The sequence below is a fragment of the Bradyrhizobium sp. USDA 4474 genome (assembly GCF_054057515.1).
In genome coordinates this window covers 2,340,067-2,355,730 of the sequence record NZ_JBSRZJ010000002.1, presented here as the reverse complement: position 1 = coordinate 2,355,730, position 15,664 = coordinate 2,340,067, and the positions used below count along the sequence as shown (strand labels likewise).

Annotated in this window: 11 protein-coding genes and 1 tRNA gene; 6 read left to right on the top strand and 6 right to left on the bottom strand. The window is 65.3% G+C overall.

From position 1 onward, the window contains the following. Positions 1-149 precede the first annotated feature (149 nt). From serA to ACVW16_RS12855, 4 genes are all read left to right on the top strand, one after another. Positions 150-1,739: a phosphoglycerate dehydrogenase gene (serA, locus tag ACVW16_RS12870; RefSeq protein WP_092239881.1), complete on the top strand. Its 1,590-nt coding sequence runs from the start codon at positions 150-152 to the stop codon at positions 1,737-1,739. A gap of 254 nt (positions 1,740-1,993) precedes the next feature. Continuing rightward, positions 1,994-3,166, top strand: a complete 1,173-nt coding sequence (locus tag ACVW16_RS12865; protein WP_456699572.1) for a thiolase family protein — start codon at positions 1,994-1,996, stop codon at positions 3,164-3,166. Between the two features lie 70 nt (positions 3,167-3,236). Then, positions 3,237-3,479, top strand: coding sequence for an aromatic-ring hydroxylase C-terminal domain-containing protein (locus tag ACVW16_RS12860; protein ID WP_456705086.1), 243 nt, complete (start codon positions 3,237-3,239; stop codon positions 3,477-3,479). Between the two features lie 155 nt (positions 3,480-3,634). Then, on the top strand, positions 3,635-5,608 hold the full coding sequence (locus ACVW16_RS12855; protein WP_456737311.1) for a methyl-accepting chemotaxis protein: 1,974 nt from the start codon (positions 3,635-3,637) through the stop codon (positions 5,606-5,608). A gap of 115 nt (positions 5,609-5,723) precedes the next feature. On the opposite strand, the gene ACVW16_RS12850 is transcribed toward ACVW16_RS12855, so the two are convergent. Next, a complete protein-coding gene (locus ACVW16_RS12850; RefSeq protein ID WP_456802359.1) occupies positions 5,724-9,230 on the bottom strand; it encodes a PAS domain-containing protein in 3,507 nt (1,168 codons plus the stop codon). A 481-nt stretch (positions 9,231-9,711) separates the two neighbouring features. On the opposite strand from ACVW16_RS12850, the gene ACVW16_RS12845 reads away from it, so the two are divergent. Beyond that, a complete protein-coding gene (locus tag ACVW16_RS12845) occupies positions 9,712-10,146 on the top strand; it encodes a phasin (RefSeq protein ID WP_456699569.1) in 435 nt (144 codons plus the stop codon). A 320-nt stretch (positions 10,147-10,466) separates the two neighbouring features. After that, positions 10,467-10,543 (top strand) — tRNA-His (locus ACVW16_RS12840). Positions 10,544-10,672: 129 nt separating this feature from the next. Here the strand turns inward: ACVW16_RS12840 and ACVW16_RS12835 are convergent. From ACVW16_RS12835 to ACVW16_RS12815, 5 genes are all read right to left on the bottom strand, one after another. Next, positions 10,673-12,784, bottom strand: a complete 2,112-nt coding sequence (locus ACVW16_RS12835; protein ID WP_456738284.1) for a methyl-accepting chemotaxis protein — start codon at positions 12,782-12,784, stop codon at positions 10,673-10,675. Between the two features lie 314 nt (positions 12,785-13,098). After that, positions 13,099-13,563 (bottom strand): hypothetical protein, encoded by a 465-nt coding sequence (locus ACVW16_RS12830; RefSeq protein WP_456737313.1) that lies wholly within the window; start codon positions 13,561-13,563, stop codon positions 13,099-13,101. A gap of 314 nt (positions 13,564-13,877) precedes the next feature. Then, positions 13,878-14,093 carry a hypothetical protein gene (locus ACVW16_RS12825; RefSeq protein WP_456737314.1) on the bottom strand — a complete coding sequence of 72 codons (216 nt, stop codon included), beginning with the start codon at positions 14,091-14,093 and terminating at the stop codon, positions 13,878-13,880. Positions 14,094-14,252: 159 nt separating this feature from the next. Further along, positions 14,253-14,636, bottom strand: coding sequence for a hypothetical protein (locus ACVW16_RS12820; RefSeq protein ID WP_456737315.1), 384 nt, complete (start codon positions 14,634-14,636; stop codon positions 14,253-14,255). Between the two features lie 87 nt (positions 14,637-14,723). Further along, positions 14,724-15,662, bottom strand: coding sequence for an AEC family transporter (locus ACVW16_RS12815; RefSeq protein ID WP_456802358.1), 939 nt, complete (start codon positions 15,660-15,662; stop codon positions 14,724-14,726). Positions 15,663-15,664: the final 2 nt, after the last annotated feature.

Sequence of the window (15,664 nt, the reverse complement as noted above, 5' to 3'; positions counted from 1 at the left end):
GGGGAGGGTCGACGCACCCGCCAGGTGCGGCGGGGTGGGGTGATCTCTCCACGCGGCGCACCGGCGATTTTCTTTCCGCGGCTTCACCCCACCCCGGCGCTTCGCGCCGACCCTCCCCCTCCAGGGGAGGGTGTGAAGGACACATCCCCATGACCAAACCCAAAGTTCTCATTTCCGACGCGCTCTCCCCCGCTGCCGTGCAGATCTTCAAGGACCGCGGCGTCGAGGTCGATTTCCAGCCCAACCTCGGCAAGGACAAGGACAAGCTCGCCGAGATCATCGGCAATTACGATGGCCTCGCGATCCGCTCGGCGACCAAGGCGACCGCCAAGATCCTGGAGAAGGCGACCAATCTCAAGGTGATCGGCCGCGCCGGCATCGGCGTCGACAACGTCGAGATCCCCGCGGCCACGGCCAAGGGCATCATCGTGATGAACACGCCGTTCGGCAATTCGATCACGACCGCCGAGCACGCCATCACCCTGATGCTGGCGCTCGCCCGCGAGATTCCGCAGGCCGACGCCTCGACCCAGGCCGGCAAGTGGGAAAAGAACCGCTTCATGGGTGTCGAGATCACCGGCAAGGTGCTCGGCGTGGTCGGTTGCGGCAATATCGGCTCGATCGTCGCCGATCGCGCGCTCGGCCTGCGCATGAAGGTGATCGCGTTCGATCCGTTCCTGTCGCCGGAGCGCGCCAAGGATATCGGCGTCGAGAAGGTCGAGCTCGATGACCTCCTGAAGCGCGCCGACTTCATCACGCTGCACACGCCGCTGACCGAGAAGACCAAAAATATCATCGATGCGGCCGCCATCGCCAAGATGAAGAAGGGCGTGCGCCTGATCAACTGCGCCCGCGGCGGTCTCGTCGACGAGCAGGCCGTGGTCGATGCGCTCAATTCCAAGCACATTGCGGGCGCCGCCTTCGACGTGTTCGTCGAGGAGCCCGCGAACACCAACGTGCTGTTCGGCCATCCCAACGTGATCTGCACGCCGCACCTCGGCGCCTCCACCACGGAAGCGCAGGAGAACGTCGCGCTGCAGGTCGCCGAGCAGATGTCGGACTACCTGCTCACGGGCGCGATCTCGAACGCCGTGAACTTCCCCTCGATCACGGCGGAAGAAGCGCCGAAGCTGAAGCCCTTCATCGCGCTCGCCGAGAAGCTCGGCTCGTTCGCCGGCCAGCTGACCGAAAGCGGCATCCTCAAGGTCGAGATCACCTATGAAGGCCACGTCGCCGAAATGAAGATCAAGGCGATCACCTCGGCCGTGCTGTCGGGTCTGCTGCGGCCGATGCTGGGCGAAGTCAACGTGGTGTCCGCGCCTGTTGTCGCCAAGGAGCGCGGCATGGTCGTTGACGAGATCGTGCGCGCCGCCCAGAGCGATTATGAGAGTCTGATCACCGTGACGGTCGCAACCGAACGCCAGGAGCGTTCGGTCTCCGGCACCGTCTATCATGACGGCAAGCCGCGCCTGGTCGACATCAAGGGCATCCGCGTCGACGCCGAGTTCGGCAAGTCGATGATCTACGTCACCAACGAAGACAAGCCCGGGTTCATCGGCAGCTTCGCCGGCCTCCTGGGCGATGCTAGGATCAACATCGCGACCTTCCATCTCGGCCGCGTCGAGCAGGGCGGCGACGCCATCGCACTGGTCGAGGTCGATGGCGCGGTGCCGGCGGACGTCCTCGCCAAGGTGCAGGCGCTGCCGCAGGTCAAGCAGGTCAAGGCGCTGACGTTCTGATCCTGCTCTCGCTGTCGTCATGGCCGGGCTCCTCCCGGCCAATCCACGTCTTACCGCGCGGCACGAGCAACGTGGATGCCTGGGACAAGCCCGGCATGACGAATGGATGGAGTGACGTACACATGGATATTCCGACCCGCGGAACAACGTCGCCTCTGTGACCGGAGGCGGCGTTTTTGTTTTCCGCAGGCGGTGATCTCAGTGTACCAATGCCGTCAGAACGCACCAACCAATCGTTCGACAGGGAGAAAACAATGCGTGAAGCCGTCATCGTTTCCTATGCGCGCACCGGCCTCGCCAAGTCAGGCCGCGGCGGGTTCAACATCACGCCGCCGATGTCGCTCGCGGCGCACGCCATCCATCACGCTGTGAGCCGCGCCGGCGTCGAAAAGGACTATGTCGAGGACTGCTATCTCGGCAATTGCGCCCATGGTGCGCCGAACATCGGCCGCCAGGCCGCGCTGCTCGCGGGCCTGCCGAAGTCGACCGGCGGCGTCTCGGTGAACCGCTTCTGCTCCTCGGGCCTGCAGACCATCGCGATGGCCGCCAACTCGATCCGCTCCGACGGCGCCGACTGCATCGTCGCCGGCGGCGTCGAGAGCATCTCGATCCCCGGCGGCGGCACGCCGAAGGAATCGATCGATCCCGACTTGCTCAAGACCGCGCCCGACATCTTCATGGCGATGATCGACACCGCCGACATCGTCGCCGAGCGCTACAAGCTCAGCCGTGAATATCAGGACGAATATTCCCTGGAGTCGCAGCGCCGCATGGCCGCGGCGCAGCAGGCGGGCAAGTTCAAGGACGAGATCGTCCCGATGAAGACCAGGATGAAGGTCGTGGACAAGGCCACCAAGGCCGAGAGCATCGTCGATTACGTCGTCGATCGCGACGAATGCAACCGCCCCGAGACCACGCTTGAGGGCTTGGCAAAGCTCGAGCCGGTCAAGGGCCCGGGCAAGTTCGTCACCGCCGGCAATGCCAGCCAGCTCTCCGACGGCGCCGCTGCCGTGGTGCTGATGGAAGCCAAGGACGCCGAGAAGCGCGGCCTCGAGCCGCTCGGCCGTTTCGTCGCCTGGGCAGCGGCCGGCTGCGAGCCTGACGAGATGGGCATCGGTCCGATCTTCGCCGTGCCGAAGCTGTTGAAGCGCCATGGCCTCAGGATCGACGACATCGATCTCTGGGAGCTCAACGAGGCCTTCGCCAGCCAGTGCCTCTATTCGCGCGACAAGCTCGGCATCGATCCCGCCAAGTACAACGTCAACGGCGGCTCGATCGCGATCGGCCATCCCTTCGGCATGACCGGCGCCCGTCTCACCGGCCATCTGCTGCAGGAAGGCGCCCGCCGCAAGGCCAAGTGGGGCGTCGTCACCATGTGCATCGGCGGTGGCCAGGGCGGCGCCGGCCTGTTCGAGATCTACAGCTGATCTGAACGCAGGACCGTAAAAGGCACGGCGCGCGCGAGCGCCGTGCCTTTTTGTTGCGCATCCCGGCACGCTGATCGGAGAACGTCTCAGAGCCGCGAAAGGCCTGTTGCCGGACTTCGACGCGCGCGCATCGCTTCGAGCGCTCGCAAACCGCGGGGATGATCGCATCATGTATATTGCAGGCGAGCCCAGGGACCGGCTGGGCGTGAGCGCCGTGCTGGTGCGCCCGGACGGATTCGTCGCGTGGGCCGATGACGGCGCAATCGATGAAGAGGAGATCGCCCGAGCCGCAGCGCGATGGTTCGGCGAATGAAGGTCCGGCTGTGCACTCTTGCGTGCATTCTCTGTGCACCCTGGCGTGCATTTGGTCACAATGCAAGTAGTCTTACGTGCCCGCAAATTAACGGAAATTTCTACACATAAGCGCTTTCATGAACCGCATCAGTCACAAACGATATTGCGATTACGATGCGGATTTTCCCTCTTCGGCTTACACACAAGATCACGGCCATCGGCGTCATCGGCGTTGTCGGCGTCGTCCTGATCGGCAGCATCCATCTCTATGGCGAGCGGGCGATGGGCGTCTATCGCGACGCGGCCGAGAACGCGCGCACGATTCACGAGCTGAACAGCAGGATCGCCATCGAGCTGCTGGAAGGACGCCGGGCCGAGAAGGATTTCCTGCTGCGCAGCGATGCAAGCAAAGCCCAGCGCCAGATCGAGATCGGCAAAAAGGTTGCCGTCGACATCGAACAGCTTCGCGACCGGATCGCGGCGATCGGCAAGCCCGATCTGGCGCAGGAGATCGAGGCGATGACCGCCTCGCTGAAGACCTATCAGGCGCGTTTCGCCGCGGTCGTCGAGGAGCGGCAACGTCTCGGGCTGGATGAGAATTCCGGCCTCGAAGGCCGCCTGCGCGCCTCCGTCCACGAGATCGAGAGCAAGGTCGATCAGCTCCATGATTCCGCGCTCAAGGTGATCATGCTGATGATGCGCCGGCACGAGAAGGATTTCATGCTGCGCCGCGACGCCAAATACGGCGACGAGATGAAGAAGCGTAGCTCGGAATTTTCGGCCGGCATCGATGCCGCTGCCATTCCCGACGCGGCAAAGACCGAGCTGCGCCAGAAGCTCGCCGACTATCAACGCGATTTCTCCGCCTGGATGGTGTCGGCCCTGAAGCTCGCGACGGAATCGAAGGGCATGTCGGAAGCGTTCGCAGCGGTCGAACCGGTGATCGAGCAGGTCTCGAAATCGGTCGACACCATGCGCGCCGAGGCCGACCGGCTCAACGATGCCGAGCGGGACGCCATCCAGTTCTGGATCGCCATTGCAATCGCGCTGATCGCGTCCGGCGTGCTCGGCCTCGGCATCTTCATCGGGCGCTCGGTCTCGAAACCGCTGTCGGCGATGCGGGTGGCGATGATCGAGCTCGCCAAGGGCAATTTCGCCATCGTGCTGCCCGGGCTCGGCCGCCCCGACGAGATCGGCGAGATCGCGCAAGCGGTCGAGACCTTCAAGATCAATGCCGAACAGAAAGCGCGCGACGAAGCCGAAGAGAAGATCAGGCAGGACAGGCTCGCCGCCGAGCGTCGCCGCGCCGACATGATCCGGATGGCCGACGATTTCGAGGGCGCGATCGGCGAGATCGTCGAGACGGTGTCGTCGGCGGCGACCGAGCTCGAGGCTTCGGCGACGTCGTTGACGACGACCGCGAGCCGCTCGACCGAATTGGCCACGCTGGTCGAGGCCGCCTCGGAGGAGGCCGCGACCAACGTGCAATCGGTGGCGTCCGCGGCCGAACAGTTGGCCGCTTCGGTCAACGAGATCAGCCGCCAGGTGCAGGCGTCCGCACGCATCGCCGGCGAGGCCGTCAGCCAGGCCGGGCAAACCAACGATCGCGTCGGCGAATTGTCGAAGGCAGCCGCGCGCATCGGCGACGTGGTCGAGCTCATCAATGCGATTGCCGGCCAGACCAATCTCTTGGCGCTCAATGCCACCATCGAGGCGGCGCGCGCCGGCGAAGCTGGACGCGGCTTCGCCGTCGTCGCCTCCGAGGTCAAGGCACTGGCCGAGCAAACTGCAAAAGCGACCGGCGAGATCGGTCAGCAGATCGCCAGCATCCAGGGTGCCACCAACGAGTCCGTCGGCGCGATCAGGACCATCGGCGGCACCATCGAGCGCCTGTCCGAGATTTCGTCCACGATCGCGGCCGCGGTCGAAGAGCAGGGCGCCGCGACCGGCGAGATCTCGCGCAATGTGCAGAGTGCGGCGGCCGGCACCTCGCAGGTCAGCGCCAACATCAGCAATGTCAGGCAGGGCGCGGTCGAAACCGGCTCGGCGTCGTCGCAGGTGCTGTCGGCGGCGAGATCGCTGTCGGGCGACAGCAACCGGCTCAAGCTCGAGGTCGGCAGGTTCCTGGATACGGTGCGCGCGGCGTAAACGCCTAGCTCGTCATGGCCGGACTTGTCCGGCCATCCACGACCTTTCTTGCGGGACCAAGAACCTGGATGCCCGGGACAAGCCCGGGCATGACGGCGGAGACAGGCTTACGCCCTCACGCCCGCGCCACGACAGGCGCGAAGGTCACTTCGATCAGCGTGCCCGTGCTGCCGGCGCTCTTGATGTTGAACTGGGCGTGGTTCGCTTCGACCAGCGCCTTGGTCAGGGACAGGCTGAGCGCGGACTTGTCGGCGGCATCGCCGGGCGGTGGCGTGCGGAACGGCGCCATGGCGGCGGCGACTTCACTTTCGCTGAGGCCGTGGCCGGTGTCGCGGATGCGCAAGCACACCTCGCCGCGGTCGGACAGCGCGGTCGAGACGATGACCTGGCCGCCGGCGCTCGCAAGCCGGATCGAGTTCGAGATCAGGTTCATCGTGACCTGGCGCAGCGCGCGCGCGTCCGCCGTCACCTGTGGCAGCGCATGCGCGAGCGAGGTGCGGATGATGATGCGCTCGCGATTGGCTTGCGGCTGCATCACGGCGACACAGGCCTCGACGAGATCGTTGAGGTTGAGGTTGGCGAAGGCGAGATCGAGCTTGCCGGTCTCGATCCGCGACAGCTCCAGCAAATCGTCGATGATGGCGATCACACGCTCGCCGGAGGCGCGGATGTCCTTCAGGTATTCGCCATAGCGTTCGTTGCCGAGCGCACCGAAGCGCTCTGATATCATCACCTCGGCAAAGCCGATGATGGCATTGAGCGGCGTGCGGATCTCGTGGCTGATCCGCGCCAGCATGTCGGCTTTCGCATTGGCGGCGCCCTCGACCAGGCGTCGCGCCTGGGTCAGCTCGCTCTCGCCCTTCTTGCTCTGCGAGAGATCGCGGAACACGGCGAAGAAGTTCGGGCCATCCGGCCGGGTGCGGCCCATGATCATCGCGAGCGGCAGCACGCCGCCGTTCTTCTCGCGGCCCAGCACCTCCCGACCATGGTCGAGCAGGCTCGCGATGTCCTGGCTCTTGAGGCTGTCGAGATAATCGACGACGACCTGCTGGCTCTCGGGCGCGAACAGCGTCACCAGATTTTGCTGCATCAGCGCCTCGCCGTCATAGTCGAACAGCGCCTCGGCGCTGCGGTTGCAGGCGTGGATGTTGCCCTCGGCATCGAACATCACGATGCCCTCGGCCGTGGTGTCGAGGATCGCGGCGAGATCTTCGGCGTCGGCATCGCCGGCCTCGGGCGCGAGATCGGGCGTGTAGGGGAAGGTTTCCGGGACGATGGTCTCTGTGACGACAGTCGGCGCGACCATGACGGGCGCGGCTTGCGGCGGCGCGCAGATCAGCGCATGCGCGCTGGCGCCGTCCCAGTCGATCGTGTGCAGATGCGCGTCCGTCGTCGCGAGCGGCTGCTCGCCGTTGGCGATGGTGGCGCTGATCGTCACCGGCGTGCCTGATTGCGACCTGCTGCTCGCGGACGAGACGCCCGGCTCGACATAGAGCGCATCGAGCCCGCCGGCATCTTCCAGCGCGGCCAGGCTCGGATAGCCGATGCGGGCGAGGAAGGCGGGGTTGGCGTAGAGCAGGCGATCGAGCCGGTAGATCAGCATGCCCGTCGGCACCAGATCGAGCAATGCACGGTCGCGCGTGCTGTGGCCGTGCGCGGGCGGCGCGGGCTCGGTCAGCCATTCGGCAGCGGCTACGGCCGGCGGTGCTTCTGGCGCGATCGACGCCTTCGGTTCGGCTGCGGTTTCGTCCGCCGCCGGCTCGACTGCTGCCGATGCAATCTGTTCGCGCTCGCGTTCAAGTCGCTCGGACAATTGCCGCGCAAGCTCGTTGAACGCGCTGTTCTCGACCGGCGTCAGCATCGGCGATCTCGGGTCACCTTGTGACTTCTGGTCACCTTGTGACCTGAGGTCACCTTGTGACCTGAGGTCACCTTGTGACCTGAGGTCACCCGGTGCGCGGAACGGCACGACATTCGGAGGCGTTTCCACTGGCGTTTCCGGATCGGTTGGGTGTGAATTCGCTTCGATGAAAAGTGCTGAAGGTTCGGGTTCACTGGCTGTCGGCGGTTCTGGCTCGCCCGGCGGCGATGCCTCGAGCGGCGGCGCCTCCGGTTCCGGATCGGGCTCGACCACATCGGCCGAAACGCCGTGCTGCGCGACCGGCTCGGCCAACAGCTCGTAGCGCCTGAGGGCATCGAGCCGGTTGAGGCCGTCGAGATCGCGGCAAACGCCAAAGCCCTTGAAGCCCGCAAAGTTGCGCGTCTGGTCGTAGACCGGCAGGCCCGCAAGCTCGACCGGCAGGTGCTCGCCGCCATCGGCCGGCCAGTTCACGGTGATGCCGGCCCAGGTATCGTGGCTCGCCAGCGCCTGCGCGACGCGGCCATCGGGATCGAGCGCAAACTCGTCGGCGATCTCGCGCCAGGGCCGGCCGAAGCGGTTCGCGGTGTGCGCGCCGATCATGCGGGTGAACTCGCTGGCCGCGAGCACAAAGCGTCCCTCCGCATCGATCTGCCAGAGGAAGCGCAGCGGATGCTGGCGCGGTGTCTCCGCATGTTCAGACCGCGGCGGCGCGTGTCCGGACCGCGGCTCCGCGTGTTCAGACCGCGGCTGCGCGTGTCCGGATTGCGGCTCGGCCATGTGGCTCGTGATCGACGCGGCTTGCGGCGGCACGATGGCTGCGGGCGGGTTTTCAACCGGGGCCTCCGCTGCATCCGCGATCATGTCCTGGACAGGCTCTGCGGTCGCTTCCTTCACGGCATCGGGGATCGCGACGATCTCTGTCGCCATCTCGCTTGCGGGCGGCTCACGCGCGATCATCTCGGCCGGATCAGGCGTTTCGTCCGGCTCCGCAAACGGGTCGAACAACGGGATTCCAGCGTCGGGCTGGTTCGCCGGCGGCATCTCCGTAGCATGCGGCATCGGTTCAGGCACCACCTCCGGCACGGTCTCGCCCGAAGCTGCCGCTTGCGCGCCCGCCGGCTCGATCAGCGCGACGAGACCGACATCGGCCCCGGCGCCGACCCGTTGCAGCACCATCTTGCCGATGCCGACGGGCATCTCGGCGCGGCCTTGCGCCAGCGCATCGCGGCGCGCCTGTTCGAGCCCGGCCTCGCCGAGATCGCGAAAGCCGAGCAGGGCGCGCGCGGCTTCGCTGGCGCCGATGAACAATCCGTCCGGCGCGAACGCTGCCATCGGCACGGCCGCGCCGTCGACGAGACGAAGCAGCCGCTCGACCAGCGGCATGCTGCGCGCGCCTGTCACCATCGCGGTGATGAGCACGCCTTCGCCGCCGTCGGCGAAGGAGAGCCGCGCGCAGGCGCAGGTCATCAGCGAACCGAGCCCGGCACCAAAACCGCGCAGCCGCTCGAGCCTGATCGCGCCGCTCGCCGGCAGCTGGCGGGCGAGCCTGATGACCTGGCGGCGATGGCTGTCGGCCGGTCCGAATCTCTTTTGCGCGAGCGCGGCCGCGTTCGCCGCACCGAAGAATTTGGCGCCGACCGCGTTGGCCCACAGCAGGCGCGAACCGTCTGATGACCAGAGCCACGCCGGCAGCGCTGAGGTCGCATGCACGGACAACCGGGGATCGCCGACGCCTCGCAACTGGAAATCCGAATTCGTCATCCGACCGGCTTGGTTCTCGCTGTCACGCGTCACGTCGGCTTGCCGGAATGGCAGCCTTAAGAAAGGGTTAGTATCGCGCCCGGGCGTGGGCAGGTCCACGGCCGAGCCTAGCCTGAGAGCCCTAACGCCGCGATAACCTTAATGTGGCCGAACCCGCAAGGCGCAGTGCGGCGGCATCCGCAGGATTCGGGCGAAGGGAGTGGAAACGGAAAGAGCGGTGCTCGCCGCCGCAACCCTTGGTTCCCAACCCTGGGAACCTCGCCTTCCGGGATTAAATTCTCGCAATGCAGCTCGATGTCGCATTGCGCTGCACAATGTTGACATGTTAGGCAGCGATAGTACTGCCGCTGGAACGATCTATCTCGTTTGTTTTGCGTTTCCAGTCTTCGTTCCCGCCATTCGTAACAAGAAATGGCCCCGGTTGGCCGGCGGGCGCGCCAGAAGGCTCACTCCATTTTTTCATTATCGAGAGGGACCAACCATGACAGGTGCGACTGATCCGTTTTCTGCCTCGATCATTCCGTTCGAGGTTCCCGAGCAGATGCGTGCGTTCGCCGAAAAGGGCGTTTCGCAGGCCCGCGAGAACTACGCCAAGTTCAAGGACGCCGCTGAAACCCACAACGGCACCGTCGAGGCCGTGTTCGCCTCCGCCAGCAAGGGCGCGAGCGAGTACACCGCCAAGCTGATGGAGTTCGCGAAGGCCAACACCACGGCCCATCTCGACTTCACCCAGGAGCTGCTCGGCACCAAGTCGCCGACCGACGCCTTCCAGCTCTGGACCGGCCACGCCCGCCAGCAGCTCGAGACCTTCCAGGCCCAGGCCAAGGAGCTCGTCGAGCTGACCCAGCGCGTCGCCGCCGAGGCCGCCGAGCCGATCAAGGCCAGCGTCGCGAAGTTCTCCCATCCCGCCGCCTGATCAAAACGGCGGATCGAGCAAGTCAGGAAACCCGGGCGCCCAGCGGCCCGGGTTTTTTCTTCACCTCTCCCGCTCGGCTCGCGGGAGAGGCCGGGAGAGGGCTCTCTCCTCCAGGGGAATCTCGCCGCATGCGGTCAAGGTGAGCGCAACACCCTCAGGGGCGCCCCGAAGCCCGATTTGATCGCGCCGAAGGTGCTTTACCCCGGTTTTTCCTCCGTTTGCGGCCTTGCCAAAAACCCCCGTTGCACCTAGTTTCCGCCCCGTCCAGCCCCCTCGGCACGGCCCTCTCAGGGCGCCCCCAAGGCGCGGCTCGCAAGGATGCAGTTGTAGCTCAGTTGGTTAGAGCGCCTGTCTGTGGAACAGGAGGTCGGTGGTTCGAGCCCACCCAACTGTACCAATCGCGTCAGATCGAGATCATCGTCAGATATTGACACCTCGCCATCGGGCGCGCCGCGCAGATCTGCGCAGACTATCCTTCGCTGAACGCTGATCACAGCGCCGGCGCTCGCCGGCCGACCGCATGCGGTTACGCCGCGCGCATGTCTTCCAGAAACTTCCCGACCTCGAGCTTGAGACGGCCGGAGTCTGCGGCGAGCAACTGGGCGGTCGCCAACACCTGCGAGGAGGCGGAGCCGGTCTCGCTCGCGCCGTGCCGGACGTCGGTGACGTTTGCGGAGACCTGCTGGGTGCCGTTCGCCGCCTGCTGCACGTTGCGGGCGATTTCCTGCGTGGCCGCGCCTTGCTCTTCGACGGCGGCAGCGATGGTCGAGGAGATCTCCGACAGCTTCTCGATCGTGCCGCTGATCTCCCTGATGGCGCCGACCGATTCCTGTGTCGCGGACTGGACGCTGGTAATCTGTTGACGGATTTCCTCGGTTGCCTTCGCCGTCTGCTGCGCCAGCGCTTTCACCTCGGAGGCGACCACGGCAAAGCCGCGGCCGGTATCGCCGGCGCGCGCCGCCTCGATGGTGGCGTTCAGCGCCAGCAGATTGGTTTGGCTGGCGATCGAGTCGATCAGTTCCACGACGTCACCGATCCGACCCGCGGCCTGCGACAATTCGCTGACGCGTTCATTGGTGCGGCAAGCCTGCTCGACTGCGTCTCCGGCGATGCGTGCGGATTCCTGAACCTGGCGGCTGATCTCGTTGACCGAGGAGGTCAGCTCCTCGGTGGCGGAGGCTACCGACTGCACGTTGGCGGAGGCCTCATTCGAGGCGTCCGCGACAGCCATCGTCAGCACCTTGGACCGATCGGCCGTGGTGTTCAGTGTGCCGGCGGAAGCCTCGAGTTCGGTCGCTGCGGACGAAACCGTGTCAACGATCTCGCTGACCATGGCCTCGAAATTGCGCGTGATGGTGTCGACGCGGCGACTGCGCGCGATCTGCGCTTCGGCATCACGCGCGGCTGCCTCGTCCGCTAGTTTCTTCGCGATCAACGCATCCTTGAAGATCTGGAGCGCGTTCGCCATGGTCCCGATCTCGTCCCCGCGATGTCCGTCCGGAATTGCAACATCGAGGTCGCGGTCGGCAAGCCGCAGCGTCGCGCCCGTCAGTCGCGTCAGCGGGCGGATGATCTGGCGCATCACCGCCACGACCACTGCGAGCGAGGTGGCGAGCACGACGAAGAGAGCCGCAAGCGCCCAGACGAGCCGCGTCTGCGCCTGCGCGATCGCGGCGTCATTGGCCTTGTGGGCGAAGCTTAAGGCGGCGTCGCGCAGACCCAGCACACTGTTCAGGACGGTCCCCCAGTCGGCCTCGCCGACCGGGGAGGGACGGCCTTCGCGTGCGGCCGCGGCGACGTCACGAAACCGTGGCTCGCCTTCATCCATCAGCGTCGTGCGCACCTGCTTGATGGCGTTCACGAGCTCGGGCGGATCTCCGGCATTGTGCACACCTTGCTCGATCTGCTTCCAGATCAGCGCGACCTGGCCGCTCAGCTCGGTCGCTTCGACGATCTGTGCCGCAGACAGCGGTTGTTTACGGACCAGAAGGCCGAGCACGGCCGCACGGGACCCGTTGATCGCGCGCATGCCTTGCGCTCTTTGCGCGAGTTCTGCCGACGGCAGCAGATTCTCGATGTCGCTTCCGGCGCGCGACAGGCTGATCAAGGCTTCGCTTGTCGCCGCCGTGAGCGCATCGACCGCGCGGGCCAGACCGTCGACGATGGTCGCCTGGCTGTTGGCGGGGCGCTGCGCCTTGGGCTGCATCGCCGCCTGACGCGCGACATTGCGAGTATTCTGCAAGGCTGTTTCGGCGGCTTCGATCGATCCCACCGGCAGCTCAGCCGCGCGAATGGCCTGCTTTGCGGCACCGATCGCGTCATCCGTGGTGGCGACTGCCTTGTCCAGAGCGGACAGGTTCTCGGGCGTGGCAGCGTCGGCCAGACCCATGACCACGAACCAGGCGGAGCGTTCGGCCGGTATCCGGCTGTTGGCCTTCATCACCAGCTCGAATGCGGACAGCGCGCGCGCCGCGGCCTCGCTCTTGCGGAGATCGCCCCATCCGTTCCAGGCGATTGCCGCCGCGAAAGCCACCGCGAGAAGACTCGTGATCAGATTGCCGACCAGCAACCGCCATCGCAGGCTGATGCCCTTCTGTCGACTGACGGATGAGCGTTCCGGAAAGGAAAGATCTGACATCATGGCACCAGGCAAAACCGCGCGATTATCTGCGGTCACGATACTTCGCAATTGCAACCAAACGCTTAAATGTTTGGTAGTAACCTGGCGGATGGCGCGCACTGTTCTGCCGGAGTTTTGTGCAGTCCACCACTGTCACCGCAATTCCGTAATTTCACCGGGATGTTACGGCGTGCTGCCAGCGCAGTTCTAGCTCACCCTCCTTCTCGTCCGCCGAACCAACGACGTTCCTTAATTGAGCTCCCCCTTCAGCCGTCTCGTCGGCAGATCCTCGCCGCTGGCGTCAGCCAATGGCACGCCGCGTTGCTCAACGATCACAACACGCATCCGCAACGGGCCGATTTCGCGTAGGCCAAAAGCCGCGGGTCGGCTCGGGGATGCGCGTCGCAAAAGCGATCGATGATTTGGCCGACCTTCTGATCGTAGTCTCGTTGCCAGTGTCCCAGCCCGTGCAGAGCGCTTTCCTGGCACGCAATCGAGTTGAGGCAGAGGGTGCGCTCCATCGTGCGCAGCGCGGTCTCGTGGAGAGTCGGCAGATCGGGTTCGCCGGCAAGCGTCAAGCGCGGAAACGTATCCCACCACATGTAGCAGACACAGTTCAGTGTTCCGGCATCGGCTTCGCTCAGGTGACACAGACTGGGCGTGCAGCGCGGCTCGAACAATTTCGCAAACAGCGTTGCGACGGACTCCACGCAGCGGAGCCGGTCCCTGACCGGCACATCAGTCGAGCAAAGCCATCCGACGTCGCCGCTTGCGCTCGTATTGACGAGGTAGGTCAAGCCCTGCGCAATTTGGCTGTCGGCAAAGCCCGATAACGCCGGCTCGGGATCTTCAAACAGGCGCGTGAGATGGGATACGGCTTCCGCGGGATGCGGGTCCCACTAATCATGTTCGGGATCAAAATACCACGGTGCCTGCTGAAAGCGAACCTCGCGTCCAAATGAGTGCTCCAGCCAGGCATCAAAGCTGAGGTTTTGCACGCGCATCACGATGGCCGCGACCGATCCAGAGCCTCGCGCTCACCCAAACGACGAGCCGCCGCAATGATGCGCATCGCCATCAAAGCCGGCTGGCCCGCGCGGTTCATCTCAGCCTAGTAGAGGCACTGCCGGACCCAGTAGCCACCGCTGACCCGTATCCACTGACAGCGGCTTGGAGGCGGCTCTTTGATGATAGGCCATCCGTGAATGTCGATATCGGTGGGCGCTGTAATGCCGCGCCAATAGACCGCCTTCGCTTGCGGGAAGCTGATGAGAAGGGCGGCCGCAAAGCAAATGATGGCAACGCAGACCAGCCGGTAGCGGTGCATTGTGTCATCCTCCGATGAACGCACATCGATGCTACGCCGGGTTCGCCATCAAGCCAAGAGGCGCCATGTTTCGGATCGGACGCGGATTGCAGGAGAGCACACCAAACTCTCGATCGCTGCTGAGCGTGTGCCGTCATCCAGCGAGCGCGCGCACCACCGTCAATGATCCCCAACGATCCGCACCAGCTCCAGTTCGAGCTTCAACCCCGGCGCTTGTTTTGCGAAGCCCGTGCAGGGGGTGGATGAATCGTCCGTCGAGCGGCCCGAGACGACGATGTCGAGCTCATCCAATCCGAAGACACCGGGCGGCCCCGGCTCCACGCGCCGGGCGGAAAGGCTGGCTTTGAAGTGCTCGCCCTGCTGCGACCAGTGCCCCGCATAGGCAAACGTGGAATCGCCGCCGTCGAGCGTCCCGTCAGGGGCGAACTCGACGACGCCGGCGCCTTCGCCGACGGGCGTCTTGAACCAAACGGAATATCTGCCGGGGGTGATCACCGAGGCCACCATATCGACTTTTATCCGGGGTGAGTTGAGCCAGATCAAGATGGCGATCGCGTGGCGGGCGGGTGTTGTTCTGCATGGACAACTTCAGGATGAGGGACATCCGCTGCGCGGTTCTTCCGGCCTGCCTCACCCTGCCACCGCCATCACCACCACCGGCAATGTCACCGCCGCCAGCAGCGTCCCCAGTGCCACCGCGCCGGATACCGGGTTCACCAGCCGCTGATATTGCGCAGCAAAGATATAGGCATTCGCGCCGGTCGGCATCGCCGCGAACAGCACGATGACGCCGGTGGCCACCGGCGGCAGGTTCAACAGCTTGGCGAGCGCAAAGGCTGTGGCCGGCATCGCCAGCAGCTTGAGCGCGCACATCACGACGACGCTCAGCGTCTCGCCCTTCACCTCGAAGCGAAACAAATTGATGCCGAGCGCGATCAGCGCGGCCGGCGATCCCGCCTGCGCGAGCAGCTCGATCGTCCTGTCGACGACCGGGTTGAGGCCGAGGCCGGTGAAGCGCCAGACCACGCCAAAGCCGATGCCGAGCATCAGCGGATTGCGCGCGAGATCGGCGAGCACGGGCCGGAGCACCGCGAGAAGCGAGCTGCCCTTCTTGCGGCTGACGAACTCCATCTGCAAAATGCCGCAGAGCCACAGCAGCGGCGTGTTGACCGACAGGATCAGCGACATCGGCCCCGCGGCCTCGTTGCCGAGCGCCGAGAGCACCAAGGGGATGCCGAGCATCACGATGTTGCCGTAGACCGAGCCGATCGCGAACACGACGCCGTCCTCCCGGTCCTCGCGACGTTCGCGCAACAGCGCCGAGATCAGAAGCGCCGCGATCCAGGTCAGCGCGAGCGCGCCGTAATAGGCGCCCCACATCCTGTAGGGGCTGACGTCGGGGAAATCAGACACGACGATGGTGCGAAACAGCAGCGCGGGGATCGCGATGCTGAAGGCGAATTCGGAGATGCCCTTGTGCGCGCCCTTGGAGACGAAGCGAAACAGCACCGACGCATAGCCGGCCGCGATCAGCGCAAACACCGGCGCGACGATCAACACGGTGGCCATGC

Coding starts and splice junctions, on each gene's coding strand:
- serA (WP_092239881.1), top strand. CDS start 150: ATGACCAAACCCAAAGTTCTCATTTCCGACGCGCTCTCCCCCGCTGCC.
- ACVW16_RS12865 (WP_456699572.1), top strand. CDS start 1,994: ATGCGTGAAGCCGTCATCGTTTCCTATGCGCGCACCGGCCTCGCCAAG.
- ACVW16_RS12855 (WP_456737311.1), top strand. CDS start 3,635: ATGCGGATTTTCCCTCTTCGGCTTACACACAAGATCACGGCCATCGGC.
- ACVW16_RS12850 (WP_456802359.1), bottom strand. CDS start 9,230: ATGACGAATTCGGATTTCCAGTTGCGAGGCGTCGGCGATCCCCGGTTG.
- ACVW16_RS12845 (WP_456699569.1), top strand. CDS start 9,712: ATGACAGGTGCGACTGATCCGTTTTCTGCCTCGATCATTCCGTTCGAG.
- ACVW16_RS12835 (WP_456738284.1), bottom strand. CDS start 12,784: ATGTCAGATCTTTCCTTTCCGGAACGCTCATCCGTCAGTCGACAGAAG.
- ACVW16_RS12825 (WP_456737314.1), bottom strand. CDS start 14,093: ATGCACCGCTACCGGCTGGTCTGCGTTGCCATCATTTGCTTTGCGGCC.
- ACVW16_RS12815 (WP_456802358.1), bottom strand. CDS start 15,662: ATGGCCACCGTGTTGATCGTCGCGCCGGTGTTTGCGCTGATCGCGGCC.